This window comes from Pseudomonas sp. 8O, assembly GCF_902506495.1.
GTDB classification, from domain to species: domain Bacteria; phylum Pseudomonadota; class Gammaproteobacteria; order Pseudomonadales; family Pseudomonadaceae; genus Aquipseudomonas; species Aquipseudomonas chaetocerotis.
Map to the genome: position 1 here is coordinate 407857 of NZ_LR733267.1, position 23512 is coordinate 431368.

Here is a 23512-nt window from a genome sequence, read left to right on the forward strand (position 1 = left end):
ATAGCCAAACGCTACCTATCAGCCTCAGAGCTGTCTAGAAGTGGTGTCGAAAAAGTGTCGAAAACAATGCAAGGGAAAGCGGAGGAATGCCGTACTGACTGGGCTGCAAGACCTGAAAAGCCGAGTATTGCGGATCACAGCAAGGGGCTGGAAAGCAAAAAAAAGGGACAGATTTATTTTTAGACCAGTGGCGCTGTACCATAAATAAATCCGCCCCTTTTTCCTACAAGCGGCATCGGCTTAAATGAGTATTTAGGTTTCGTCTGAAGCGGTAATTTTTACGATAAGACCCTCAATTTTCTCCGCCTTAAAGTAATGAATCAACCCTTTTACAAGCCACACAAAGGAAATTACAGACGCAATAATAAACAAGGCCTTCCAAACCTCTCCTCCTACATTAAATGCATCTTTGAACTCAGCAGTTGAAAGCGCAGCCACAAGTGAAATAAACACACCAAGCGCCGCTTGCCATCCCATAGACTTTTCAATGCAAGACACATGCGAAGAAATCAAAATTCGGAGCCTATCGACGGTTATCACCACTACTTCTTGAGAAACGTTTCGATGAACCTTACCAACCTCTACTTTGCTGCTCGTATATTTCGGGGTGGTCATTAGGCCACCTCCATCATGAACTGAAGATTGACAGAGTAAATTCGATTCGCATATTGCACAAAAGCAAGCATCAGAATTTTCGTCCTCCTATCACCATCCTCAATGGTCAACACAGTCATTGGCTCACCACTGGATGCAGCACCTGGCCTGCCCCAGTTATAAAAAGTGAGAAGCCCGCGCTCTTCATTATCGGGATCTGGGCCACCCTCAATACGCCTTTGAGGTTTCTCTTCAGGATCGGCATCCGATGCAAATTTGATGATGAAGGATGCACTGTCATCATCGAACTCAAACTCGACAATCGCATCATCCTCCGCCATTTGAAGAAATGACGTTTGATGTACTACTTTGAATTTTCCTAGCCTCATACACCTTCTCTTTTCAAAACAATTCCATTTTGGTTTATCGAGCAAGCCCAATCTTAGACGCCAGCGATATACTCCCATCTAAGTCCATGCGAAAAAGAGGGCAGATTTATTTTTAGACCAGTGGCGCTGTACCATAAATAAATCTGTCCCCTTTTCCTACTGAGTGAGCGAAGCGAACGATTTGAACCATTTGTTATGCATTTTTCTACCCTAGCACTACGTCTGCTATTAGCTGCGCAATTTCTTCCGTGCTGTGAACCGAAGAATTTAATGCGACTTTGTCCGCCAGTGTCGGGCTGAATTTTATAACTTCACTCTTTGTAACTTTATGCCAGATCGGAAGAATCATTTTCCTACCGTCCATTTCTTTGGCGGTCATTCCGTCCAGTTCATACTGAGTCCAGTTTTTTGAAAAGAATGATGAGGAAAGCACTACAGTTCCAAAGCGCGAGTTTGATAAACCACTATCAATGCTTCTGCGCAAGCTGTCGCCTACTTTGAGAGTGAATTCGTCATACCAGACTTTTACGCCTAGCTTTTCAAGAGCAACTGCGAGCGGTCGTACAAGATCTTCCTTGTCCTCAGACGCATGCGAAATAAATAAATCGTATGCTATTTCAGGCTCTTGATGCTGAGGAGTCATTGACTCAATTTTTCTTGATAGTGCAGATGTGGCAGACAATTCAGCATTTAGGTTTCTCTGGAATTCAAGTTGAGCTCTTTGACGCTGTTTCTCTAACTCAATCTCCTTCTTCAGCTCCCGTTCTTTAGCAGAAGCAATGCGCTTTCTTTCTTTTTCTTCCTCTTTTGCTAGTTCTTGACGCGCCTTGAGTAACGCTGCGTTTTTGTCGGATTCCTTTTTTGCAAGTGCGGCTTTGGCTACAGAAATGGTGGCTATTTCTTTCTGCTTACGCTCAATTTCTGAGAGCTTGCTTGATAAGGAGCTGGCGGAGGTGTTTTTTGTTATTGATCTCTGAATTTGATTTATTCGTGAGTACAGCGCCACCTCTTTTTTGGTTTCCTGACTCACTTTTGCGGCGATAGTTGATATTTCCTTTTGCAGCCGTGTGATGGTACTTGTGATTGATGAGATAGACATTGCGCTTCCTTATGCATAACTATTAATTAGACGACATTGCTGTCGCATAACACACTTTGGCGATGTCGGATAACGTTCCTTGTCATGCAGTAAAGCCTTGATTCGCTTGAAGACAAGACCGAGGAACGCGACTCCGGGTTGGCGGAAAACGACAACACAGCCGATCAGCCAAGGCAATGTAATGGCCAGACGCTACTGGCAGGCTTGAAAACTGTCCAGACGGCGTGTCGAAAAAGTGTCGAAATCACTGCAAGGGATAGCAGAGAAATGCCCCAAAGGATGGGCTGCAAGGCCAGTAAAGCCGGGCTTTGCGGATTACAGCGAGCCCCCGGAAAGGGTTCGATTCCCATCACCCGCTCCAGACAGCCAAGAAAAAGCCCCGTCATCACTGACGGGGCTTTTTCGTTTCTGGCGTTTGAAGGGCTTGACCGCAAGGGTTTGAGCCGGGAAAGATGGCGCTTTGCGATCAGGCAGAAAAGGCGCTGGAGAGGAAAATAAATCTGTCACCTTTTTCGTCGCTGGTATGCCCAAAGAAAGGACTCTGACCATGGAACCTAAGCAAGAAAGCGAACATAGAAAAGTATTTAGAATACTAAATGAAGACGTAGAAAAGTTCTTGCAAACGAAGCCACACCCTACCAATAGCTCCATGCAGATAATACTTGACCCTACGAATCTAAGCGAAAGCGATAGGCGCACGCTTGTTAGGTCAATCTACGCATTTATTGAAGGAATGTCTTACCTTACAAGAACAGACATATTAAATGATTTCCAAGATAAATTAAGCAACTTTGAATCAATGGCGATACGAGAAGTCAACTATCAGGTCGATGGAAACGGCATCGTTCATGAATCAAAAGCGAAAATAAGAACTATCGCACTCATTAAGCTGACCTTTAACATTGCAACCAAGAATTTAGGTTTAGGAAATCAAATTGAGTGCAAAGGAAAAGGATTTGAATCGCTATCAAGATGCATAAAAATAAGAGACAGGCTTATGCATCCAAAATCCTCAAAAGACTTAGAAGTCTCAGACAGAGAAATAAAAGATGCCATCAGTGCTTTCACTTGGTTCAGGGATTGCCTTTACAAAATTCTTCTTGGAACAAATAAAAGACTAAAGGCAGAAATACAAGCAAGAAAAGAAGAACAGGAGAAACTTGAAAAAGAAAACCTAATAAAACAGAAAGAAGCTCTTGCAAGCCAGCTACAGGAAAGGCTAAACAAACTAGTCAGCATCAAGACCTAACGGGGCAGCCCACAGAATAAAAACCAGGAAAATTGAAAATGCTTGGAACTTTTGAGTTAAAACAAACAAAAGACGGAAACTACCATTTTAATCTTTTATCCAGCAATGGCCAGGTACTACTATCCAGCGAACTTTACAAACACAAAGAATCGGCCATCAACGGAATTGAATCTGTCAAGAAAAACGGCGGAGAACCTAACCGCTTCCAACTGAAAGCCACGTCATCAGGAAAGTACTATTTCTTTCTAAAAGCTTCAAACGGCCAAGTACTTGGCCAAAGCCAAATGTACGCAAATAGCTCGAGTGCATTTAGAGGCATTTCTGAGGTTGTACGCCATCTAAAACACAGCAGTATTACAGACCTTTCAAAGCAAAACAGTATAGAAAAAATTGGAAGCGTAACCACTTTCCTAAAAATCATTGGAGATATAAGCTCAGACACAAACTCTGTATTATTTTACAGAGGCCACGGAGATTCCAAGTACACCCTAGCCCCAAGTATTTTCAGAAACTCTGGCTGGGTAACAAATGAACACGTAATGTTTCACGAGCTTGCTTTGAGATGCCCAGGAGACTTCCATAACTCAAAGTCAACATTTAACTCCCTAGTAAAAATGCAACACTATTCTCTACCCACAAGATTACTAGACATCACATCCAACCCGCTAATAGCACTATACTTCGCATGCGCTGGAAGCCAGAGCGAGGAAGGTGAAGTCATAGTATTCTCTGTAAAGAAATCAAACATAAAGTATTACGACAGCGACACAGTAAGCGTAGTATCAAACATCAGCAGAATGCATTCATCATTTGCTATTCCAGAAGAAGCCGACCCTAGTAAATTTAACAAACTTCAAGAAGTTGACAGCCTGGTACGTGAGATCCAAAGAGAGAAACCATATTTTGAACCAAGAATAAAACCCGAGGATATAAACACCGTACTATGTGTCAAGCCAATACTTGACAACCCAAGAATAATCAAACAAGACGGCGCTTTTTTCTTATTCGGCATGGGAAAAGACAAGACAATACCAGCAGAAATACCCAACAACCTTTTAGTATCCAAAGACAAAAATAGACTACTAATACCAAGCCACAATAAATCCAAAATACTCAAACAACTAGAACTCTTAGGAGTAAGTAGATCATCAATCTTCCCTGAAATTGAGCACGTAGCTAATTTCATAAAAGAATCCTACAAAGACAAATAACGAAGATCCAAACCAATGAGCCACATTCAAAGCGAACTAAAAAAATCAATATTCACTGGCGACTCAAAACATAACGAGCTAGAGAAAAAACTAAAGCACCCGCACGAAAAAGCCGCGTTAGGATTCTTCAAAAACATACTTTCAAACTCAAAAGCCGTCATACTTCTGACCCAAAACAACTATAACAAAGAGGCTGCCGCAATAGATCATTTAACCATTGAGCACCTACTAAATCTAGCAGCACTAATAAAAAACCCCGGACACCTTAATGATCTTGAAGCACAAAGCAAAAGCGATATCAAAAGAACTCTTACTAAAATAGTAGAGAACCAAAAAAAGACATTCCTCCCTAGAAGAAGAGCTACTACTAAAAGCTCAGGCACACTTAGAAACCTCTGCAAGCACGAAAGACTTAAAAGCCAATTTATACAACATAGCAGAGCTTTCAGGTTTGCAAGACGCAATATACGACAGCAGCTATCGGAAACTCTCAGCCACCTTTGCGCACTCAACACTAGCCACTATCCTATACTCTCCCAATGAGGATGAAATACTTGAAGACATGCAATCTTATATTGCCCTAGGAATCGCCTTTCTAGAAACAGTGTAAAAAGGGGACAGATTTATTTTTAGACCAGTGGCGCTGTACCATAAATAAATCTGTCCCCTTTTCCTTTTTTTCGCGGCTACCTTTTTCGCGCAAAAATACCAATGTTTGATAAGCTGTCTCGAATGTTGACCAACTGGAATTCAAGATATTTATCTAAAGCTTGGAGAAACGAAGCGAGCGCTCGGGCTCACTGTTATGCATGATTGGCAAGCACTGTGGGCAGATTCTTCTTAATTTGCTCCACAAATGGTTCCATTCGCAGATATGCTCTTTTGGATAGATCAAGTTGATAATTGAGACTTTTTCTTATTTCAGCATGTATGTGGATAGAATTTCTGGCCTCATAAAGTTCAATGATCTCATCTTTCAGCCACCCTTCAATTAATCCTAGCTTTTCTGCACACTCTGCTTTTCGATCAAACCTCACTTTAGTCGTGTCAGTTTTTCCAATACCTTCGTACGTAGGGATTATCTCCTTTCCGTCGTGCTCAAGAGAGCTTTGTAGCACGGCCATTTTGGCGGCGGGAATGGAAATTACTTTTTTCATACTGAATTCAGTAAGTAATTGAACGTCAGGATTTGATGGTAGATTATCAAACAGGATGTGGTGGATTACTGCCTCATATATTGAGGCATAGGATAGAACTTGAAGGCGAATTTGTGCGCGCAGAAGCCATGAGTCGGCTGACATGCCTTCAAGAATTTTATATACATATCTAGTCGATATAAACTCGTCCGCAAGTCGATCTCTTAGTACGCTGTCCGTGATGAAGTCAAAGCGATCTTTGTGCCAGTTCCAATCGGCAAGATGAGCGCCAAGATATTCTTTTATAGCTAACTTTGTTTCATCCTTAAATGCCATTGGTACTCCTTAGAGTGCGTAATTATTATTTAGGCGACATTGCTGTCATTTAACACACCTTGGCGGTGTCGGATAACGTTCCTTGTCATGCAGTACAGTCTTGATTCGCATGAAGACAAGAAGAAAGAGCGCGACTCAGGGTGGGCGAAAAACGACAACCAAGCCGATCAGCCAAGGCAACGTAATGGCCAGACGCTACTGGCTGACTTGAAAACTGTCCAGACGGCCTGTCGAAAAAGTGTCGAAAACACTGCAAGAGATAGCGGAAAAATGCCGTAGTGGCTGGGTTGCGAGGCCAGTAAAGCCGGGCCTTACGGATCACTGCACGGGCCTGGAAAGGGTTTAATCCCCCAACACTGAACGAACCCAAACCGCTCGCCCATTTCCCTGGAACTTCTGCCCCCCAACGCCACCAGAACCCTATACGTCTTTTTCTGGAGGCCCCGGCGATGGAACAGTGGAATATCTGGCTTGAGCGTGATCTCTGGCTCAACGTGGCGATCGTGGTGGTCGCCACGGCGCTGATGTACAGCGTGCTGCGTACCCTGGTGAACACCCTGCACAAGCGGCTCAAGGCCTGGTCGAAGGATCAGGACGGCAACTGGCAGCACTTCGTCGCCATGGTCATCGGGCGCACCAGCCGCGTGCTGTTGTTGGCGTTTTCCCTGCTGTTGGCGTTGCGTCTGCCGGAGCTGCCCGGCAGTTGGCAGAGCGCGCTGAGCCATACCTGGTTCGTTGCCCTGGCCTTGCAGGTGGCGCTGTGGGTCGATACCGGCGTGCGCCTGTGGTCGCGCAGCCTGGTGATGAGCAAGAACGGTGGCAGCTACAACCCGGTTATGACCACCATCATCAGCATCATGATCCTGATCGTGGTGTGGTCGGTGATGCTGTTGTCGATCCTGGCCAATCTGGGGGTGGATATCACCGCGCTGGTGGCCAGCCTGGGGGTCGGCGGTATCGCCGTGGCGCTGGCGGTGCAGACGGTGCTCAGCGATGTGTTCGCCTCGCTGTCGATTGGCGTCGACAAGCCGTTCGAGATCGGTGACTTCGTGGTGTTCGGCGAGGTGGCAGGGACCATCGAGCATATCGGTCTGAAGACCACGCGCATTCGCAGCCTCAGCGGTGAGCAGGTGGTGTGCGCCAACGCCGACCTGCTGCGCCAGGTCGTGCACAACTACAAGCGCATGGACACGCGACGGATCGTCTTCAAGTTCGGTATCAACTACGACACGCCAAGCGACAAGGTGCGCCAGGTATCGGAGAAGGTCGGCGATATCATCCGCGCCACGCCCAAGACCCGCTTCGACCGCGCGCATTTTCTCGGTTTCGATGAAAGCCAGCTGACCTTCGAGGTGGTCTATATCGTGCTGACCTCGGACTACAACCAGTACATGGACACTCAGCAGGAGATCAACCTGCAGTTGCTCGATGCCCTGCGCGAGCTGGATGTGCGCTTCGCCCTGCCCCGCCGCGATCTGCGTCTGGTGGGCGAGAGGATGCCGGTGCTCAAGGTCGCAGGCCTGCCGCAACCGGCCCAGAGCGAAGGCAACGACTCGGATCAGCGCTTGCCGAGGTTCAGCTGATTGCAAGGGCGGGAGGTCGCCAGTGCTGCTTGCAGGCTGACGGACTGAGCAGCAGTCCATGTACCAACCAGCCCGCAATAAAGGCCTCTAGCCATCACGCAAGCATTTGAAAAACATGAAATTTCTGTCTTCACATCGACAGCGGTGACGGCTAATCTGCCGCCCCATGATTCGACGCCTACTGCCCCTGCTCTGCTGTTTCACAGCCCTTTCCCTGCACGCCGCACCCGCCACTTTCGCCGAGGCCAAGCGCCTGGCCTGGCCGCTGTATGAGCAGCAATCCACCGAGTTCTATTGCGGCTGCAAGTACAGCGGCAATCGGGTCGATCTGCGCTCCTGTGGTTACACGCCACGCAAGAACGCCAATCGCGCCCAGCGCATCGAGTGGGAACATATCGTCCCAGCATGGGTGATCGGCCATCAGCGCCAGTGCTGGCAGAAAGGCGGGCGCAAGCACTGCGCGGCCAACGATGCGCAGTTCCGCAAGGCCGAGGCCGACCTGCACAACCTGGTCCCGAGCATCGGCGAGGTGAACGGCGACCGCAGCAACTACGCCTTCGCCTGGCTGCCACAGAAGCCGCATCAATATGGCAAGTGCGAAACGGTGGTGGACTTCAAGGCGCGCAAGGTAATGCCGCGCCCGGCCATTCGCGGGATGATCGCACGCACCTATTTCTACATGGCCGACCGCTACAAGCTGCGCCTGTCGAAGCAGGATCGGCAGCTCTACGAAGCCTGGAGCAAGGCCTACCCGCCCAAGGTATGGGAGCAGCAACGCAACCAGCAGGTGGCCTGTGTGATGGGCTGGGGCAACCCCTATGTGGGCAAGGTGGATATGAGCCGCTGTGCGCGCAAGCGCGCGTAGGACCGAGTCACGTAGTGGCGTGGCATACCGACTGTTTCTACAGATATCCACCGTCCCGTAGGAGCGGCTTCAGCCGCGATTAGAACCTCTACCGCTGTCCAAAACCGCCCCAATGCTTTCGCCCAGCACGTAGTCCAGATGCAATCCGGGCCGTTCAACAGCATCGCGGCTGAAGCCGCTCCTACAGGTGTACATCGTGTAGCAGCGATCTACGCCAACCGCTGCAACTCGCGGCGCACCATGTTGGCGAACTCCGGCGGGCTGAGCTGGTACAGCTCCTGCGCCACCCAGGGTAGCCAGCGCCCTTGCAGCTCGTTCCTGCGCGCCAGCAGGCGCTGGGCCTCGGCTTCAGCGCGGGCCTGGTGCTCGCGGTGGTAGTCGGCGCGGCTCGGTTTTTCTGTACTCACGCGGTTGCCCTTTTCCTCATATCGGGCAGAGCAGGCATAATCGCGACCTGTTCGCCCATTTCGACCGTCATCAATGCGCATCCACGTCAGTTTCATCGACCGCGTCGGCATCACCCAGGAAGTCCTGGCGCTGCTTGGCGGGCGCAATCTGAACCTCGATGCGGTGGAGATGGTACCGCCAAACGTCTATATCGATGCACCGACCCTCAGCGCGGCGGTGCTCGAGGAACTGCGCGGCGCCCTGTTGCAGGTGCATGGCGTGCAGAGCGTTGAAGTGGTGGACATTCTGCCCGGCCAACGCAGACGCCTGCAGCTCGATGCGCTGCTCGCGGCCATGCCCGACCCGGTGCTGGCGGTGGATGACCGCGCCACCGTACTGCTGGCCAACCCGGCGCTGGTGGACATGTGCACCCGCCCCCCCGAAGGTCTGAGCATCGCCGCGCTGTTCGCCGATGACGCACTGCAGCAATCGCTGCTCGCCGCCGGTTTTCACCAGCCACTGCGCGAGGTGCATTTCGCCGGCCAGCCGCTGCTGCTCGATGCCCAGCCGATCACCGAAGACGGTCGCCTCACCGGCGGCCTGCTCACCCTTTATGCACCAAGCCGCATGGGCCAGCGTCTGGCCGCGCTGCATCATGATCATGCCGAGGGTTTCGATTCTCTGCTCGGCGAGTCGGCGCCGATTCGTGCGCTCAAGGCCCGCGCCCTGCGTGTGGCATCGCTCGATGCACCGCTGCTGATCCACGGCGAAACCGGTACCGGCAAAGAGCTGGTGGCGCGCGCCTGCCATACCGTCAGCGTGCGCCGTACCGCACCGTTCCTGGCGCTGAACTGTGCCGCCCTGCCGGAGAATCTGGCCGAGAGCGAGCTGTTCGGCTACGCCCCCGGCGCCTTTACCGGTGCTCAGCGTGGCGGCAAGCCGGGGCTACTGGAGCTGGCCAACCAGGGCACGGTATTTCTCGACGAGATCGGCGAGATGTCGCCCTATCTGCAGGCCAAACTGCTGCGTTTTCTCAGCGATGGCAGCTTCCGCCGCGTCGGTGGCGACCGCGAGGTGAAGGTGGACGTGCGCATCCTCAGCGCCACCCACCGTGATCTGGAAAAGATGGTCGCCGAAGGCAGCTTCCGCGAAGACCTGTTCTACCGCCTCAACGTGCTCAACCTGGAAGTGCCGCCGCTGCGCGAGCGTGGCCAGGACATTCTGCTGCTGGCCCAGCACTTCATGGCCCAGGCTTGCGCGCAGATCCAGCGCCTGCCTTGCCGCCTGGCGCCCGCCACCTTCCCGGCGCTGTTGGCCGGACGCTGGCCGGGCAACGTGCGTCAGTTGCAGAACGTGATCTTCCGCGCCGCCGCGATCTGCGACAGCAACTGGGTGGAGATGGATGACCTGGATATCGCCGGCACCGAAGTGGCGCCGAAGGTGCAAGGGGAAGTCGCCAGCCTGGAGCAGGCCATGGACGAGTACGAGAAGGCGCTGCTGGAAAAGCTCTACGACAGCCACCCGTCCAGCCGCCAGTTGGCCACCCGCCTCGGCACCTCGCACACCGCCATCGCCAAGCGCCTGCGCAAGTACGGAATTCCGGGCAAGCACTGACGCACTCGCCCGGTAGGGTGGGTTAGGCGCCTGTCTTGAATACGAAAAATCCCACAGGGTCCGATGCGCCGCAACCCAACATCGGCGCAACGCGGGAGATCGCCCGGTGGGTTACTCGGCGCGGATCAGATCGGCGTGGTGCTGGTCGGCACCTTGATTACCCCGCAAGCCACACGCGCACCGCCGCCGCCCAGAGGTTGCGGGTGGTCGGCGTGGTTGTCGCCGCCGGCATGAATCATCAGCGAACGGTTATGCAGGTCTTCCAGGCGCTTGAGTCGCGGTGCCAGCACTGGCTGGCTGGCGCTGCCATCATCGGTGACGAGCAACGCTGGCAGATCGCCGAGGTGGGCGTCGTCCTCCCAGGGGAAACCATGGCGTCCGGCTTTTTCCGGGTCCCAGTGACCGCCTGCCGCGCCGGCCGGTGTCAGCTTGCCGTCCACTTCTGCCGCGTTGCAGTTGGCCTCGGTGTGCACGTGAAAGCCATGCGCGCCCGGCTCCAGGCCCTGAAGATCAGGAGTGAACACCAGCCCATAGGGCGACTGGCTGATGGTCACGCTGCCGACAGGCGCGCCTGTGCCGTTTTCGGTGGCCTGTTCGAGGGTCACGGTGACCGTCTCGCTGGCCTGCAGACTGGTGGCGCTTAGCAACGCGAATGCCAGGGGAATCAGGGGTCTCATGGTCGATCTGTCTCCTTGTTTATAAAGCCTCCCAGTTACCGACCCTCGATGCCCTTGAGCGGTTCCAATCAAACAACGTATCGATATCATTCCACCGTAACGATTCAGCAACAAACGAGCGAAAGCCGCGCCCTGTCTGCTGCGACTTCGACTTTTCCATTTGCGACGCCTGGATTCGTAGCGATATCGTTCCAGAGGACTGTATACAACCCCTTAAAATATAATTAAGTTGTTGATTTTATTGAATATTCTTACATTGGCACCGGCATTGCAAACGCTTCCGCAACCTGGCCGCCACCTAGAAGCGGACACCATTACCCCCTGAGGAATTGACATGAGCGAGTTGCGTTTCACCGCCGATCACGAATGGCTGCGTCTGGACAACGATGGTCTGGTTACCGTCGGCATCACCCATTACGCCCAGGACGCGCTCGGCGACGTGGTGTATGTGCAACTGCCGGAAGCCAAGTCCTACGCCCAGGGCGAGGAAGTAGCGGTGCTGGAGTCGGTCAAGGCCGCCAGCAACATCGTCATGCCGCTCGATGGCGAGATCGTCGAAATCAACGCCGACCTGGAAGGCAGCCCGGAACTGGTCAACGAGTCGCCGCTGGACAAGGCCTGGTTCTTCCGCATGCGCCTGGCCGACAACGCCGTGCTGGCCGACCTGCTGGACAAGGCCGGCTATGATCGTCTGTTGAACGCCAACGCCGACGCCTGAGTGACCGCCATGACCAAGCTCGATACCCAGAACGAATTCATCGCCCGCCACATCGGCCCGCGCGATGCCGACACCGCCGCCATGCTCGAACTGCTCGGCTATGACTCGGTCGACGCGCTGACCGGTGCCGTGATTCCCGAGAGCATCAAGGGCACCAGCATCCTCGGCGAGCAGCCGGGCCTGTCGGAAGCCGACGCCCTCGCCAAGATCAAGGCCATCGCCGCGAAGAACCTGCAGTTCAAGAACTTCATCGGCCAGGGTTATTACGGCACCCACACGCCGAGCCCGATCCTGCGCAACCTGCTGGAAAACCCGGCCTGGTACACCGCCTACACCCCTTACCAGCCTGAGATTTCCCAGGGCCGCCTGGAAGCGCTGCTGAACTTCCAGACCCTGATCAGCGACCTCACCGGCATGCAGATCGCCAACGCATCGCTGCTCGACGAAGCCACCGCTGCCGCCGAGGCCATGACCTTCTGCAAGCGTCTGTCGAAGAACAAGGCTGCCAACATCTTCTTCGTTTCCCAGCACTGCCACCCGCAGACCCTCGACGTGCTGCGCACCCGTGCCGAGCCGCTGGGCATCGACATCGAAGTCGGCGACGAAGCCGCCATCACTGACGCCAGTGCCTACTTCGGCGCCCTGCTGCAGTACCCGGCAAGCAACGGCGACATCTTCGACTACCGCGCCCTGGTCGAGCGTTTCCACGCCGCCAATGCCCTGGTGGCCGTCGCCGCCGACCTGCTGGCCCTGACCCTGCTCACCCCGCCGGGCGAGTTCGGCGCCGACGTCGCTCTGGGCAGCGCCCAGCGCTTCGGTGTGCCGCTGGGCTTCGGTGGCCCGCACGCCGCCTACTTCGCCACCCGCGACGCGTTCAAGCGCGACATGCCGGGCCGCCTGGTCGGTATGTCGGTCGACCGTTTCGGCAAGCCGGCCCTGCGCCTGGCCATGCAGACCCGCGAGCAGCATATCCGCCGCGAGAAGGCCACCAGTAACATCTGTACCGCTCAGGTGCTGCTGGCCAACATCGCCAGCATGTACGCCGTGTACCACGGCCCGAAAGGCCTGACCGAGATCGCGCAGCGCATCCACAGCTTCACCGCCATCCTCGCTCTGGGCCTGACCAAGCTGGGCCACAGCGTCGAGCAGCAGCACTTCTTCGATACCCTGAGCATCAAGACTGGCGCCAAGACCGCCGAGCTGCATGCCAAGGCCCGTGCCGCCGGCATCAACCTGCGCGAGATCGACGCCGAGCGTCTGGGTCTGTCGCTGGACGAAACCACCGACCAGGCCGCCGTCGAGGCGCTGCTGAACCTGTTCGCCGCTGACCAGGCTGCCCCTGCCGTCAGCGACCTGGCCGCACAGATTGCCAGCCGCCTGCCGCAAGGCCTGCTGCGCCAATCGGCGATCCTGCAGCACGAAGTGTTCAATCGCTACCACAGCGAAACCGAGCTGATGCGCTACCTGCGCAAGCTGGCTGACAAGGACCTGGCCCTGGACCGCAGCATGATCCCGCTGGGCTCCTGCACCATGAAGCTTAACGCCGCCAGCGAGATGATCCCGGTGACCTGGCCGGAATTCGGCAACCTGCACCCCTTCGCTCCGGTCGAGCAGGCCGCCGGCTACACCCAGCTGACCACTGAGCTGGAAGCCATGCTCTGCGCCGCCACCGGCTACGACGCCGTGTCGCTGCAGCCCAACGCCGGCTCCCAGGGCGAATACGCCGGCCTGCTGGCCATCCGCGCCTATCACCTGAGCCGTGGCGACGATCAGCGCGACATCTGCCTGATCCCGCAATCGGCCCACGGTACCAACCCGGCGACTGCCTCCATGGCCGGCATGCGCGTGGTGGTGACCGCCTGTGATGCGCGCGGCAACGTCGACATCGCCGATCTCAAGGCCAAGGCCGAAGAGCACAAGGATCGCCTGGCAGCGATCATGATCACCTACCCGTCCACCCACGGTGTGTTCGAGGAAGGTATCCGCGAGATCTGCCAGATCATCCACGACAACGGCGGCCAGGTGTACATCGACGGCGCCAACATGAACGCCATGGTCGGCCTCTGCGCCCCGGGTCAGTTCGGCGGCGACGTCTCGCACCTGAACCTGCACAAGACCTTCTGCATCCCGCACGGCGGCGGCGGCCCGGGCGTCGGCCCGATTGGCGTCAAGTCGCACCTGGCGCCGTTCCTGCCGGGCCATGCGCACATGGCACGCAAGGAAGGTGCGGTCAGCGCCGCACCGTTCGGCAGCGCCAGCATCCTGCCGATCACCTGGATGTACATCACCATGATGGGCGGCAACGGCCTCAAGCGCGCGTCGCAGATGGCCATCCTCAACGCCAACTACATCGCCCGTCGTCTGGAAGAGCACTACCCGGTGCTGTACTCCGGCGAAGGCGGCCTGGTGGCGCACGAGTGCATCCTCGACATCCGTCCGCTCAAGGACAGCAGCGGCATCAGCGTCGACGATGTGGCCAAGCGCCTGATCGACTTCGGCTTCCATGCTCCGACCATGTCTTTCCCGGTTGCCGGCACCCTGATGATCGAGCCGACCGAGAGCGAGTCCAAGGAAGAGCTGGATCGCTTCTGCGACGCCATGATCGCCATCCGCGAAGAAATCCGCGCGGTCGAGCAAGGCCGTCTGGACAAGGACGACAACCCGCTGAAGAACGCCCCGCACACCGCCCTGGAACTGGTTGGCGAATGGCACCACGCCTACAGCCGCGAGCAGGCCGTGTACCCGCTGGCGACGCTGATCGAGGCCAAGTACTGGCCGCCGGTTGGCCGCGTGGACAACGTCTACGGTGACCGCAACCTGGTCTGCGCCTGCCCGTCCATCGAGGCGTATCAGGACGCGTAAGCGCCAGCCCGTAGCCCGGATGAAATCCGGGAGCTCTCAACAGCTTCCCCGGATTGCATCCGGGCTACATCCACCCCGATTCCTTTCGGCTCCCCTCACCGGGGCGGGTCGACTGCATCCCGAGAAAAACGATAAAGAGGGCCTCACCATGTTCAGCAAGCACGACCAACTGCAGGGCTATGACGACGCCCTACTCGCGGCGATCCAGGCCGAAGAACAGCGCCAGGAAGACCATATCGAGCTGATCGCCTCGGAAAACTACTGCAGCCAGCGCGTGATGCAGGCGCAAGGCAGCGGCCTGACCAACAAGTACGCCGAAGGCTATCCGGGCAAGCGCTACTACGGTGGCTGCGAGCATGTGGACAAGGTCGAAGCGCTGGCCATCGAGCGCGCCAAGGCCCTGTTCGGCGCCGACTACGCCAACGTCCAGCCGCACTCCGGTTCCTCGGCCAACAGCGCCGTGTACCTCGCACTGCTGAGCGCGGGCGACACCATCCTCGGCATGAGCCTGGCGCATGGCGGCCACCTGACCCACGGCGCCAAGGTGTCGTCCTCGGGCAAGCTGTACAACGCCGTGCAGTACGGCATCGACGAGAACGGCCTGATCGATTACGACGAGGTCGAGCGTCTGGCCATCGAACACAAGCCGAAGATGATCGTCGCCGGCTTCTCGGCTTACTCGCGCGTGCTGGACTTCCCACGTTTCCGCGCCATCGCCGACAAGGTCGGGGCGCTGCTGTTCGTCGACATGGCCCACGTCGCCGGCCTGGTCGCGGCCGGTCTGTACCCCAACCCGGTACCGTTCGCCGATGTGGTCACCACCACCACCCACAAGACCCTGCGCGGTCCGCGTGGCGGCCTGATCCTCGCGCGCAAGAACGAAGAGATCGAGAAGAAGCTCAACTCCGCCGTGTTCCCCGGCGCCCAGGGCGGCCCGCTGATGCATGTGATCGCGGCCAAGGCCGTGTGCTTCAAGGAAGCGCTGGAGCCGGGCTTCAAGACCTACCAGCAGCAGGTGATCGACAACGCCCGCGCCATGGCGGCAGTGTTCGTCGAGCGCGGCTATGACGTGGTCTCCGGCGGCACCGACAACCACCTGATGCTGATCAGCTTGGTCAAGCAGGGCCTGACCGGCAAGGCGGCTGACGCAGCCCTTGGCGATGCCCACATCACGGTGAACAAGAACGCCGTGCCGAACGACCCGCAGTCGCCGTTCGTTACCTCCGGCATCCGTATCGGCACTCCGGCGGTGACCACTCGCGGCTTCAAGGAAGGTGAATGCCGCACCTTGGCCGGCTGGATCTGCGACATCCTCGACGACCTGGAAAACCCGGCCGTGATCGAGCGCGTGCGCGGCCAGGTCGCAGACCTGTGCGCCACCTTCCCGGTCTACGCTGACTGATACCCGACTTACCACGGGCCGCGCGGCGGCCCCAACCGGTGCGCGCGGCGCACCCAACAGGAAATCGACATGACCACTGAAACTCTCGCCAAGACTCCGCTGCACGCTCTGCACCTCGAACTCGGCGCGCGCATGGTGCCCTTCGCCGGCTACGACATGCCCGTGCAGTACCCGTTGGGCGTGATGAAGGAGCACCTGCACACCCGCGACGCCGCCGGCCTGTTCGACGTTTCGCACATGGGCCAGATCCTGCTGCGTGGCGAGCACGCTGCGCGCGCTCTGGAAACCCTGGTGCCGGTGGACATCATCGACCTGCCGGTGGGCATGCAGCGCTACGCCATGTTCACCGATGCCCAGGGCGGCATCCTCGACGACCTGATGGTCGCCAACCTGGGTGACGACACGCTGTACGTGGTGGTCAACGCCGCCTGCAAGGATCAGGACCTGGCCCACCTGAAGAAACACATCGGTGAGCAGTGCCAGATCGAGTGCCTGTTCGAGGAGCGCGCCCTGCTCGCCCTGCAAGGGCCGAAAGCGGTCGACGTGCTGGCCCGCCTGGCGCCGGAAGTAAGCAAGATGACCTTCATGCAGGTCGCCCGCGTGCGCCTGCTGGGCAGCGAGTGCATCGTCAGCCGCAGCGGTTACACCGGCGAAGACGGTTTCGAGATTTCCGTCGCCGTCGACCAGGCCGAAGCCCTGGCGCGCAGCCTGCTGGCAGAAGTGGAAGTCGAGGCGATCGGCCTGGGTGCGCGTGATTCGCTGCGCCTGGAAGCCGGCCTGTGCCTCTACGGTCACGACATGAGCAGCGCCACCACGCCAATCGAAGCCAGCCTGCTGTGGGCCATCTCCAAGGTGCGTCGTGCCGATGGCGAGCGCGCCGGCAACTTCCCGGGTGCCGAACGCGTATTCGAGCAGCAGCAAAAAGGCGTGGCGCGCAAACGCGTCGGCCTGCTGCCGCAGGAGCGTGTACCGGTGCGTGAAGGCGCGGAAATCGTCGACGCAGACGGCCAGGTGATCGGCCAGGTGTGCAGCGGCGGCTTCGGCCCGACCCTCGGCGCGCCGGTGGCCATGGGTTACGTCAACGCCAGCCATGTCGCCATCGACAGCGACGTCTGGGCCGTGGTGCGCGGCAAGCGCGTGGCGATGAAAGTGGCCAAGACCCCGTTCGTGCCGCAGCGCTACTACCGCGGCTGATTCGCTCACTTTTCCCGCTCATGGGAAAGGACAATGGCGTAGGGCCGGTGAAACCCGCCACATAGTCCTGGCGGGTTGCACCCCGCCCTACAGGTCACTGCTTAGTAGCCCGGATGAAATCCGGGGATGCCCTCAAAAGCTCCCGGATTGCATCCGGGCTACGGCGTTTCTACCCCCTGATCCGCTCATAGGGCACCCGCTCGCGTCCGGCACGCAGTTCGTAGGGCGGGTGAAACCCGCCACATAGTCCTGGCGGATTGCACCCGCCCTACAGGTCACTGCTTAGTAGCCCGGATGAAATCCGGGGAAGCCCTCAAAAGCTCCCGGATTGCATCCGGGCTACGTCGTTTCTACCCTCTGATCCGCTTATAGGGCACACGCTCGCGTCCGGCGCGCAGTTCGTAGGGCGGGTGAAACCCGCCACATAGCCCTGGCGGGTTGTACCCGCCCTACGGATGACGGCTCCGTAGCCCGGATGCAATCCGGGGAGGCCCTCAAAAGCTCCAGGATTGCATCCGGGCTACGTCGTTTCTACCCTCTGATCCGCTCATAGGGCACCCGCTCGCGCCCGGCGCGTAGTGTCTGTGCCCACCAGTTCAGTTGCACCAGCGTATGCGCCAACGCCGAGTTGGCCCGTCGTGGTTCACTCAGTTGGCCCTGGTCATCGAACTGTTCCCAGGCATTGGTGAAGCTCACCGAACCACGCACCGTCATCGCGTGCAGCTCTGCCAGCACCTGGCGCAGTTGCTCCACCGCTCGCAACCCGCCGGACACCCCGCCATAACTGACGAATCCCACCGGCCGCGCTTCCCAGGACGCCGGCACCTCGTCGATGAACTGCTTGAGCGCCGCCGGATAGCCGTGGTTGTACTCCGGTGTGACGATCAGAAAGGCATCGGCACGCAGCAACTGCTGCAGCGATTGATGCCGGCGTTCAACAAGCGCCTGCGCCTCGCCAGGCTGGCGAAACATCACGGCCGGATCGACCAGGCTCAGCTCGAATTCGCTGCGCTGCTCGATCTGCTCACGCGCCCAGGCCACCACCTGGTCGCAGAAGCGCTCTTCACGCACGCTGCCGTAAATCACTACCAGTCGAATGCGGTCCTGCATGGAATTGCCCTCGGTGTTGTCTATCAAGGCCAGCGAGGGTAAAACCTCAACTTAACTTGAGGTCAACAGGAATTTCTCATGGACATGCATCGCGCCTTTCACGAACGTCCGCTGAGCGTCGGCCAGGTAGCCGAGCGCAGTGGCGTGGCGGTTTCCACACTGCATTTCTACGAAGCCAAGGGTTTGATCCACAGCCAACGCAATGCCGGTAATCAGCGACGTTATCGGCGCGATGTGCTGCGCCGCGTAGCGCTCATCAAGGTGGCGCAGCGCCTGGGTATTCCCCTGGCAGATATCGGTTTGGCGCTGAGCACGCTGCCTTGCGACCACATCCCCACGGCTGCGGACTGGCAGCGACTGTCAGCGCAGTGGCAGCACGACCTGGACGCACGCATCGAGCAAATGACGCGGCTACGCGACCAGCTCACCGGCTGTATCGGTTGCGGTTGCCTGTCGATGCAGGACTGCCCACTGCGCAACCCCAGCGACGAACTCGGTGAACAGGGCGCAGGGGCACGTCTGCTGGAGACGCATTAATCGTCCAGGCAGTTGCGCCTGTTGCTGAACACCTCGCGGCAAATGTCGCGCACGTCCAGGGAGATCGCCGGCACCTGCGGCAGGCGCTCGACCAGTGCGCGCACGATACGTCGCGACAGCGCCCGCTTGTCGTCATCGCTGCGCCCGGCCAGCACGTAGAAGATCAGGTGCACGAACAACCCCGGCTCGCCACCCACGCAGTGGTGCTCGTACAGGCTCAGGCGCACCTTGACCTCGCCGGGCTGGAACAGCCCCGCCTCAGCTGCCTGGTCATGCACCAGTTGCACCAGCTCCTGCGGTGCAATCAGCTCACTCACCTCGCGGGCGGTTTCGATCAGGCAATGCGGCATGGATAAACCCTAGAGGTAAGTGAATTTGTCATACGTTATCACACAACAAATTCGATACCAGATGGTTTACCGGCTCTGCACGGAACCGCGCTGAAAGCCCATGGCATCGCCAATAGCACCGCTATACGGGGAAAACCTCCTCAGACTTTCGTCTAGCCATACGTTGACAAGCAATAAAAAGGCTGTCGATAATCCAGCAAGTTGTATGACGACATATAACAACGATAACAACAAGAATCAGGGCCATGACATGACTATCCTCGCCTCTCCCTCAGCGCAGCAGCCCCTCGCCTGCTCGGCACCCATCGCCGCCACACGCCACAGAACCGGATTCGCCGGAGGCTGACGTCAGCCACCAGCAATGACCGGCCGCGTTCGGCCGGGCTATCGCCCTCTACGGGGCAAACACAACATTCCCATCATGCAGGTCCTGATGCAGACCGGCAGGGGATGGTTCGTTCAAAAACTGGGAGCACAACAACAATGACCGCACGCAACATCATTCCATTGGCCCTGCTCGGCAGCACGGCTCTGGCCCTGGTTATGCCGACCACCACGCACGCTGCCGGCTTCGTCGAAGACGCCAAGGTCACCCTCGGCCTGCGCAACTACTACTTCAACCGCAACTACCTGAACAGCACCGATCCGGTGATCCGTGGCGAGCGCCAGGGCCAGGCCGAAGGCTGGACGCAGAACTTCATCCTCGATGCCCGCTCCGGTTTCACTCAGGGCACTGTCGGCTTTGGCCTCGATGTGCTCGGTCTGTACAGCATCAAGCTGGATGGCAACCGTGGCGCCGCCAACACCCAACTGATGCCGATCCACGATGATGGCCAGGCCGCCGACCAGTTCGGCCGCACCGCCGTAGCTGCCAAGGCCAAGATTTCCAAGACCGAACTGAAGGTCGGCGAATGGTTCGCCGTGCTGCCGATCCTGCGCGCCGACGACGGTCGTTCGCTGCCGCAAACCTTCCAGGGCGCCCAGCTGACTTCCAACGAGATCGATGGCCTGACCCTGTACGGCGGCCAGTTCTGGAAGAACAGCCAGCGCAACGATGCCAGCCGTGAAGACATGTCGTTCGGTGGCGTGGAGGGCGACGACTTCAACTTCGGTGGCGGTGAGTTCCGTTTCAACGGCAACAACACCATGGTCGGCGCCTGGCACGCTCGCCTGGAAGACGTTTATCAGCAGAGCTTCCTGCAGTTGACCCACAGCCAGCCTGTCGGTGACTGGGTACTGGGCGCCAACCTCGGCTACTTCAACGGCAAGGACGAAGGCGCGGCCAAGGCCGGCGACCTGGACAACAAGGTGTATCAAGGTGCGCTGTCGGCCAAGAGAGGCAACAACGCCTTCCAGGTCACCTACCAGCGACTGAGCGGTGACACCAAGTTCCTGCGTATCGACGGCGCCAGTGGCGGCTCGCTGGTCAACGACGGTTTCCTGTCGGCGTTCGACAGCCCCGAGGAGCGTTCCTGGCAGTTGCGTCATGACTACAACTTCGCCGGCCTCGGCATCCCGGGCCTGACCCTGATGAACCGCTACACCAGCGGCTCCAATATCCATGCCGGCGGCCGTACCGATGCCGAAGAATGGAGTCGTGAAACCGAACTGGCCTACACCATTCAGGAAGGCACCCTGAAGAACCTCAACGTTCGCTGGCGTAACTCCGACGTCCGCCGTGACGTTGGCCAGGATCTGCACGAGAACCGTCTGATCATCAACTATCCGCTGTCGATTCTGTAATACCGGACGCATCACTGCGTCCTATTGACTCCTGTGTGTTAACGGCACTTTATGCCCGTCCTCGTGACGGGCTTTTTTTACCTGGAAAATGGCTGCCTCTCCCCGACCGCACAGGCAGCTTGCCTTGGGAAAACGTAGGGTGGATGTCGCTCTTTACATCCACCAGAGCGGTGGATCGGTGAAGCGTGATCCACCCTACCTGTCATGCGCATCGATGATGCGGAACACATGGCACCCTACCTCAAGGTCGCGACCATCTGCGCCAGCACGGTCAACACATCCTGCCCCAGCTTCTGCGAGCGTGCGCCATTCCAGGCGGTGCGCGGCTGTGGGCTGTCGTCGTGGTCCTTGAACGGCATCTCGATGGTGAACGACAGGCAATCGAAGGCCTGGCCCACGGCGTTGCAGGCCAGGGTCAGGTTGGCCTTGCCTGGCTCGTCACGCGGATAACCGAAACGGGTCTGGAACTCGGCGCCGATACCAACCAGGCGGCTACGGAACTCTTCTTCCAGCGCAGCCAGCCGTGGGGTATAGCCCGGATTACCCTCGCAACCGGCGGTGAACACGTGAGGGATCTCTTCGTCGCCATGAATATCGAGGAACAGATCGACGCCGATGCGCTGCATGTGCTGCAGCACGAACAACACCTCGGGGCTACGCTCGGAGCTGGCTGACTGCCAGGCGCGATTGAGGTCCTGCCCGGCATGGTTGGTACGCAGATGACCGCGATAGGCACCGTCCGGGTTCATGTTCGGCACCAGATAGAACTCGGCCTCGGCCAACAGCGCGGCGATCTCGGCATCCTGTGGATCCTGTAAACGCTCGATCAGCCCCTCCATGAACCACTCGGCCATATGCTCACCCGGATGCTGCTGGGCGATGATCCACAGTTTGCGCGCAGCGCCAGCCTGGCCACCGATACGCAGCAACTGGATATCACGGCCTTCCAGACTTCTGCCGCTGGCCACCAGCTCGGCGCCGCGCTCCAGCGCGTTGGCAATCAGGCGTTCATGCCGCGCTCGCGGGTAGGGCTCGAAATAGGCGAACCAGATGCCCTCGTGCTCGGCCTGCAACTCGAAGTGCAGTTGACCATCCTGATAACGGGTCGGCACACGAAACCAGTCCTGCTGGTCGTAACTGGCCACAGCCTGGTAACCGTCCCAGGCACGGTTGTAGGCCGACTGCCCGGCGTTGGTCAGACAAAATCCATAACCCTGACCAGGCTGGAGGCCATCGACCTGAAAGTGAAACCACTGGAAATGATGGCTGTTGAGGTCCGGCCGCATGGCCAGCAGTACGCGCTGCGGGTCACTGGCGTCGATGACCTGAATGTTGCCACTGTCGAAATCCGCGCTGATCTTCATGACTACCTCGTAAGCGAAATCAGCGCTCAGGATTGCAGTTCAGGACGCGAGTGTGAAGTCGACACTGCACAGACGGATCAGAGCGAACTAAGGTGAGCGAGGCAGGCCTAATAGCGACTTGCCCTGTTTATTGCCTACGGAGTCACTGCCATGCCCAGCCCGATCAGCCCGCTTCACGCCATCACCGCCCTGCTCGCCATCGCGCTGCTGGCGGGCTGCGCCGGGCGGGAAGCCGACTCCGCCGCACCGGAAAAACAGCCGCAGGTCGAACAGCCCGTCCCCCAGACCGAGCAGGATCAGCTGCGCCAACAAGCCCAACGCGGTGATCTGGAAAGCCAGTTCCAGCTCGGCAGCAGCTACTTCGTCGGTCAGCCGGAGAAGAACCTCAAGCAGGCCGAATATTGGTGGAAGCAGGCCGCAGACAAGGGCCACGCCATGGCTGCGGTCAGCCTGGCCTACCTCTATACCGGGCGCGACGCCCCTGAGTTCGCCAACCAGCGTGACATGCTCAAATACCTCAACCAGTCAGCCGCTGCGGGCAACCCGATGGCGCAGCATGTGCTGGGCAATCTCTACCGTCGCGGCGAAGGTGGCGTATCGCGCGATCCCGACCAGGCCCAGCGCCTGTACCAGAGTGCCTGCCAGCAGCGCTACGAGCCTTCCTGCGCGGCGCTGGGCCAGCAGTGACGAAGGTTCAGACGTAACAGGCCACCTCGACGTTGTAGCCATCGGGGTCAAGCACGAAGGCGGCGTAGTAGCCATATTCTTCGCGCAGGCCGGGCTGGCCATTGTCTTCGCCACCGGCCTGCAACGCCGCGGCATGGAAGGCTTGCACTGTCGCCTGGCTGTCGGCACGCAGGCAAAAATGCGTCAGCGGCTCACACTGACCACGTCCGGGGGCGGAACTGAGCAGGTAAAGCACGGCCTGCTCCTCGGCCTGCGGACCGAAGCCGGCGGCCAACCCCGCGCCATGCTCGCCGTCGTATTTCAGCTCGTAGCCCAAAGGCGCCAGGGCCGCCTGATACCAGGCGCGACTGCGGCGAAAGTTGGCCACGGTGATACAAAGATGGTCGATCATCGAAACCTCACCAT

Annotated in this window: 24 protein-coding genes; 14 read left to right on the forward strand and 10 right to left on the reverse strand. The window is 57.8% G+C overall.

From position 1 onward, the window contains the following. Nucleotides 1–252: 252 nt before the first annotated feature. The 3 genes from GV002_RS23155 to GV002_RS23165 form a co-directional block, all read right to left on the reverse strand. Nucleotides 253–615, reverse strand: a complete 363-nt coding sequence (locus GV002_RS23155; RefSeq protein WP_160020602.1) for a hypothetical protein — start codon at nt 613–615, stop codon at nt 253–255. Beyond that, entirely contained in the window at nt 615–983 is a 369-nt protein-coding gene (locus tag GV002_RS23160) for a hypothetical protein (protein ID WP_160020603.1), read from the reverse strand. The genes GV002_RS23155 and GV002_RS23160 overlap by 1 nt, the downstream gene beginning before the upstream one ends. A gap of 205 nt (nt 984–1188) precedes the next feature. After that, nucleotides 1189–2082: a toll/interleukin-1 receptor domain-containing protein gene (locus GV002_RS23165; protein WP_160020604.1), complete on the reverse strand. Its 894-nt coding sequence runs from the start codon at nt 2080–2082 to the stop codon at nt 1189–1191. 547 nt (nt 2083–2629) lie between these two features. On the opposite strand from GV002_RS23165, the gene GV002_RS23170 reads away from it, so the two are divergent. Genes GV002_RS23170 through GV002_RS23180 form a run of 3 tightly spaced genes read left to right on the forward strand, consistent with a single transcriptional unit; the run spans nt 2630 to nt 5085 of the window. After that, the gene (locus GV002_RS23170; protein ID WP_160020605.1) at nt 2630–3331 is read left to right on the forward strand and encodes a hypothetical protein; all 702 of its coding nucleotides are present in this window, start codon (nt 2630–2632) and stop codon (nt 3329–3331) included. A gap of 38 nt (nt 3332–3369) precedes the next feature. Continuing rightward, a complete protein-coding gene (locus tag GV002_RS23175) occupies nt 3370–4542 on the forward strand; it encodes a DUF1508 domain-containing protein (RefSeq protein ID WP_160020606.1) in 1173 nt (390 codons plus the stop codon). Between the two features lie 15 nt (nt 4543–4557). Further along, a complete protein-coding gene (locus tag GV002_RS23180) occupies nt 4558–5085 on the forward strand; it encodes a DUF5677 domain-containing protein (protein WP_160020607.1) in 528 nt (175 codons plus the stop codon). A 260-nt stretch (nt 5086–5345) separates the two neighbouring features. Here the strand turns inward: GV002_RS23180 and GV002_RS23185 are convergent, their stop codons facing one another. Beyond that, nucleotides 5346–6014, reverse strand: a complete 669-nt coding sequence (locus GV002_RS23185; protein WP_160020608.1) for a hypothetical protein — start codon at nt 6012–6014, stop codon at nt 5346–5348. A gap of 87 nt (nt 6015–6101) precedes the next feature. On the opposite strand from GV002_RS23185, the gene GV002_RS23190 reads away from it, so the two are divergent. From GV002_RS23190 to GV002_RS23200, 3 genes are all read left to right on the forward strand, one after another. Beyond that, complete coding sequence (locus tag GV002_RS23190) at nt 6102–6293, forward strand: hypothetical protein (RefSeq protein WP_160020609.1); 192 nt, start codon at nt 6102–6104, stop codon at nt 6291–6293. A gap of 170 nt (nt 6294–6463) precedes the next feature. Next, the gene (locus GV002_RS23195) at nt 6464–7597 is read left to right on the forward strand and encodes a mechanosensitive ion channel family protein (protein WP_160020610.1); all 1134 of its coding nucleotides are present in this window, start codon (nt 6464–6466) and stop codon (nt 7595–7597) included. A gap of 166 nt (nt 7598–7763) precedes the next feature. After that, entirely contained in the window at nt 7764–8462 is a 699-nt protein-coding gene (locus GV002_RS23200) for an endonuclease (protein WP_160020611.1), read from the forward strand. A gap of 209 nt (nt 8463–8671) precedes the next feature. On the opposite strand, the gene GV002_RS23205 is transcribed toward GV002_RS23200, so the two are convergent. Further along, nucleotides 8672–8869: a hypothetical protein gene (locus tag GV002_RS23205; protein ID WP_160020612.1), complete on the reverse strand. Its 198-nt coding sequence runs from the start codon at nt 8867–8869 to the stop codon at nt 8672–8674. Between the two features lie 73 nt (nt 8870–8942). On the opposite strand from GV002_RS23205, the gene GV002_RS23210 reads away from it, so the two are divergent. Continuing rightward, on the forward strand, nt 8943–10463 hold the full coding sequence (locus GV002_RS23210) for a sigma-54-dependent transcriptional regulator (RefSeq protein ID WP_160020613.1): 1521 nt from the start codon (nt 8943–8945) through the stop codon (nt 10461–10463). Between the two features lie 125 nt (nt 10464–10588). Here the strand turns inward: GV002_RS23210 and sodC are convergent, their stop codons facing one another. Next, entirely contained in the window at nt 10589–11140 is a 552-nt protein-coding gene (gene sodC, locus GV002_RS23215; RefSeq protein WP_160020614.1) for a superoxide dismutase family protein, read from the reverse strand. Between the two features lie 334 nt (nt 11141–11474). Between sodC and gcvH the strand changes: the two genes are divergently transcribed. The 4 genes from gcvH (at nt 11475) to gcvT (ending at nt 17316) form a co-directional block, all read left to right on the forward strand. Continuing rightward, nucleotides 11475–11858, forward strand: a complete 384-nt coding sequence (gene gcvH / locus GV002_RS23220; RefSeq protein WP_017361715.1) for a glycine cleavage system protein GcvH — start codon at nt 11475–11477, stop codon at nt 11856–11858. Between the two features lie 9 nt (nt 11859–11867). After that, nucleotides 11868–14720: an aminomethyl-transferring glycine dehydrogenase gene (gene gcvP / locus GV002_RS23225; protein ID WP_160020615.1), complete on the forward strand. Its 2853-nt coding sequence runs from the start codon at nt 11868–11870 to the stop codon at nt 14718–14720. 148 nt (nt 14721–14868) lie between these two features. Next, a complete protein-coding gene (glyA, locus tag GV002_RS23230) occupies nt 14869–16122 on the forward strand; it encodes a serine hydroxymethyltransferase (protein ID WP_160020616.1) in 1254 nt (417 codons plus the stop codon). Between the two features lie 69 nt (nt 16123–16191). Further along, nucleotides 16192–17316, forward strand: a complete 1125-nt coding sequence (gcvT, locus tag GV002_RS23235) for a glycine cleavage system aminomethyltransferase GcvT (RefSeq protein WP_160020617.1) — start codon at nt 16192–16194, stop codon at nt 17314–17316. A 531-nt stretch (nt 17317–17847) separates the two neighbouring features. Here the strand turns inward: gcvT and GV002_RS23240 are convergent. Further along, nucleotides 17848–18426, reverse strand: a complete 579-nt coding sequence (locus GV002_RS23240; RefSeq protein WP_160020618.1) for an NADPH-dependent FMN reductase — start codon at nt 18424–18426, stop codon at nt 17848–17850. A gap of 84 nt (nt 18427–18510) precedes the next feature. Between GV002_RS23240 and soxR the strand changes: the two genes are divergently transcribed. Beyond that, entirely contained in the window at nt 18511–18963 is a 453-nt protein-coding gene (soxR, locus tag GV002_RS23245; protein ID WP_372241852.1) for a redox-sensitive transcriptional activator SoxR, read from the forward strand. Here the strand turns inward: soxR and GV002_RS23250 are convergent. Next, nucleotides 18960–19313: a 5-carboxymethyl-2-hydroxymuconate Delta-isomerase gene (locus GV002_RS23250; RefSeq protein ID WP_160020620.1), complete on the reverse strand. Its 354-nt coding sequence runs from the start codon at nt 19311–19313 to the stop codon at nt 18960–18962. The two genes, soxR and GV002_RS23250, sit on opposite strands and share 4 nt — an antisense overlap. A gap of 483 nt (nt 19314–19796) precedes the next feature. Here GV002_RS23250 and GV002_RS23255 point away from each other — a divergent pair, with 483 nt between their 5' ends. Continuing rightward, complete coding sequence (locus tag GV002_RS23255; RefSeq protein WP_160020621.1) at nt 19797–21056, forward strand: OprD family porin; 1260 nt, start codon at nt 19797–19799, stop codon at nt 21054–21056. A gap of 236 nt (nt 21057–21292) precedes the next feature. On the opposite strand, the gene GV002_RS23260 is transcribed toward GV002_RS23255, so the two are convergent. Continuing rightward, nucleotides 21293–22420: a M14 family metallopeptidase gene (locus tag GV002_RS23260; RefSeq protein ID WP_160020622.1), complete on the reverse strand. Its 1128-nt coding sequence runs from the start codon at nt 22418–22420 to the stop codon at nt 21293–21295. Nucleotides 22421–22570: 150 nt separating this feature from the next. Between GV002_RS23260 and GV002_RS23265 the strand changes: the two genes are divergently transcribed. Further along, nucleotides 22571–23107, forward strand: a complete 537-nt coding sequence (locus GV002_RS23265; RefSeq protein WP_160020623.1) for a tetratricopeptide repeat protein — start codon at nt 22571–22573, stop codon at nt 23105–23107. 7 nt (nt 23108–23114) lie between these two features. Here the strand turns inward: GV002_RS23265 and GV002_RS23270 are convergent, their stop codons facing one another. Continuing rightward, nucleotides 23115–23498, reverse strand: a complete 384-nt coding sequence (locus GV002_RS23270; protein ID WP_160020624.1) for a VOC family protein — start codon at nt 23496–23498, stop codon at nt 23115–23117. Between the last annotated feature and the right edge of the window lie 14 nt (nt 23499–23512).

Bases quoted from the DNA above. Each gene is read 5' to 3' on its own strand.
- GV002_RS23195 (WP_160020610.1), top strand. From the start codon at position 6,464: ATGGAACAGTGGAATATCTGGCTTGAGCGTGATCTCTGGCTCAACGTG.
- gcvH (WP_017361715.1), top strand. From the start codon at position 11,475: ATGAGCGAGTTGCGTTTCACCGCCGATCACGAATGGCTGCGTCTGGAC.
- GV002_RS23200 (WP_160020611.1), top strand. From the start codon at position 7,764: ATGATTCGACGCCTACTGCCCCTGCTCTGCTGTTTCACAGCCCTTTCC.
- GV002_RS23160 (WP_160020603.1), bottom strand. From the start codon at position 983: ATGAGGCTAGGAAAATTCAAAGTAGTACATCAAACGTCATTTCTTCAA.
- GV002_RS23265 (WP_160020623.1), top strand. From the start codon at position 22,571: ATGCCCAGCCCGATCAGCCCGCTTCACGCCATCACCGCCCTGCTCGCC.
- GV002_RS23185 (WP_160020608.1), bottom strand. From the start codon at position 6,014: ATGGCATTTAAGGATGAAACAAAGTTAGCTATAAAAGAATATCTTGGC.
- GV002_RS23180 (WP_160020607.1), top strand. From the start codon at position 4,558: ATGAGCCACATTCAAAGCGAACTAAAAAAATCAATATTCACTGGCGAC.
- gcvT (WP_160020617.1), top strand. From the start codon at position 16,192: ATGACCACTGAAACTCTCGCCAAGACTCCGCTGCACGCTCTGCACCTC.
- gcvP (WP_160020615.1), top strand. From the start codon at position 11,868: ATGACCAAGCTCGATACCCAGAACGAATTCATCGCCCGCCACATCGGC.
- GV002_RS23170 (WP_160020605.1), top strand. From the start codon at position 2,630: ATGGAACCTAAGCAAGAAAGCGAACATAGAAAAGTATTTAGAATACTA.
- GV002_RS23260 (WP_160020622.1), bottom strand. From the start codon at position 22,420: ATGAAGATCAGCGCGGATTTCGACAGTGGCAACATTCAGGTCATCGAC.
- GV002_RS23250 (WP_160020620.1), bottom strand. From the start codon at position 19,313: ATGCCGCATTGCCTGATCGAAACCGCCCGCGAGGTGAGTGAGCTGATT.
- sodC (WP_160020614.1), bottom strand. From the start codon at position 11,140: ATGAGACCCCTGATTCCCCTGGCATTCGCGTTGCTAAGCGCCACCAGT.
- GV002_RS23210 (WP_160020613.1), top strand. From the start codon at position 8,943: ATGCGCATCCACGTCAGTTTCATCGACCGCGTCGGCATCACCCAGGAA.
- GV002_RS23175 (WP_160020606.1), top strand. From the start codon at position 3,370: ATGCTTGGAACTTTTGAGTTAAAACAAACAAAAGACGGAAACTACCAT.
- GV002_RS23190 (WP_160020609.1), top strand. From the start codon at position 6,102: ATGCAGTACAGTCTTGATTCGCATGAAGACAAGAAGAAAGAGCGCGAC.
- GV002_RS23240 (WP_160020618.1), bottom strand. From the start codon at position 18,426: ATGCAGGACCGCATTCGACTGGTAGTGATTTACGGCAGCGTGCGTGAA.
- soxR (WP_372241852.1), top strand. From the start codon at position 18,511: ATGCATCGCGCCTTTCACGAACGTCCGCTGAGCGTCGGCCAGGTAGCC.
- GV002_RS23255 (WP_160020621.1), top strand. From the start codon at position 19,797: ATGACCGCACGCAACATCATTCCATTGGCCCTGCTCGGCAGCACGGCT.
- GV002_RS23270 (WP_160020624.1), bottom strand. From the start codon at position 23,498: ATGATCGACCATCTTTGTATCACCGTGGCCAACTTTCGCCGCAGTCGC.
- GV002_RS23155 (WP_160020602.1), bottom strand. From the start codon at position 615: ATGACCACCCCGAAATATACGAGCAGCAAAGTAGAGGTTGGTAAGGTT.
- GV002_RS23165 (WP_160020604.1), bottom strand. From the start codon at position 2,082: ATGTCTATCTCATCAATCACAAGTACCATCACACGGCTGCAAAAGGAA.
- glyA (WP_160020616.1), top strand. From the start codon at position 14,869: ATGTTCAGCAAGCACGACCAACTGCAGGGCTATGACGACGCCCTACTC.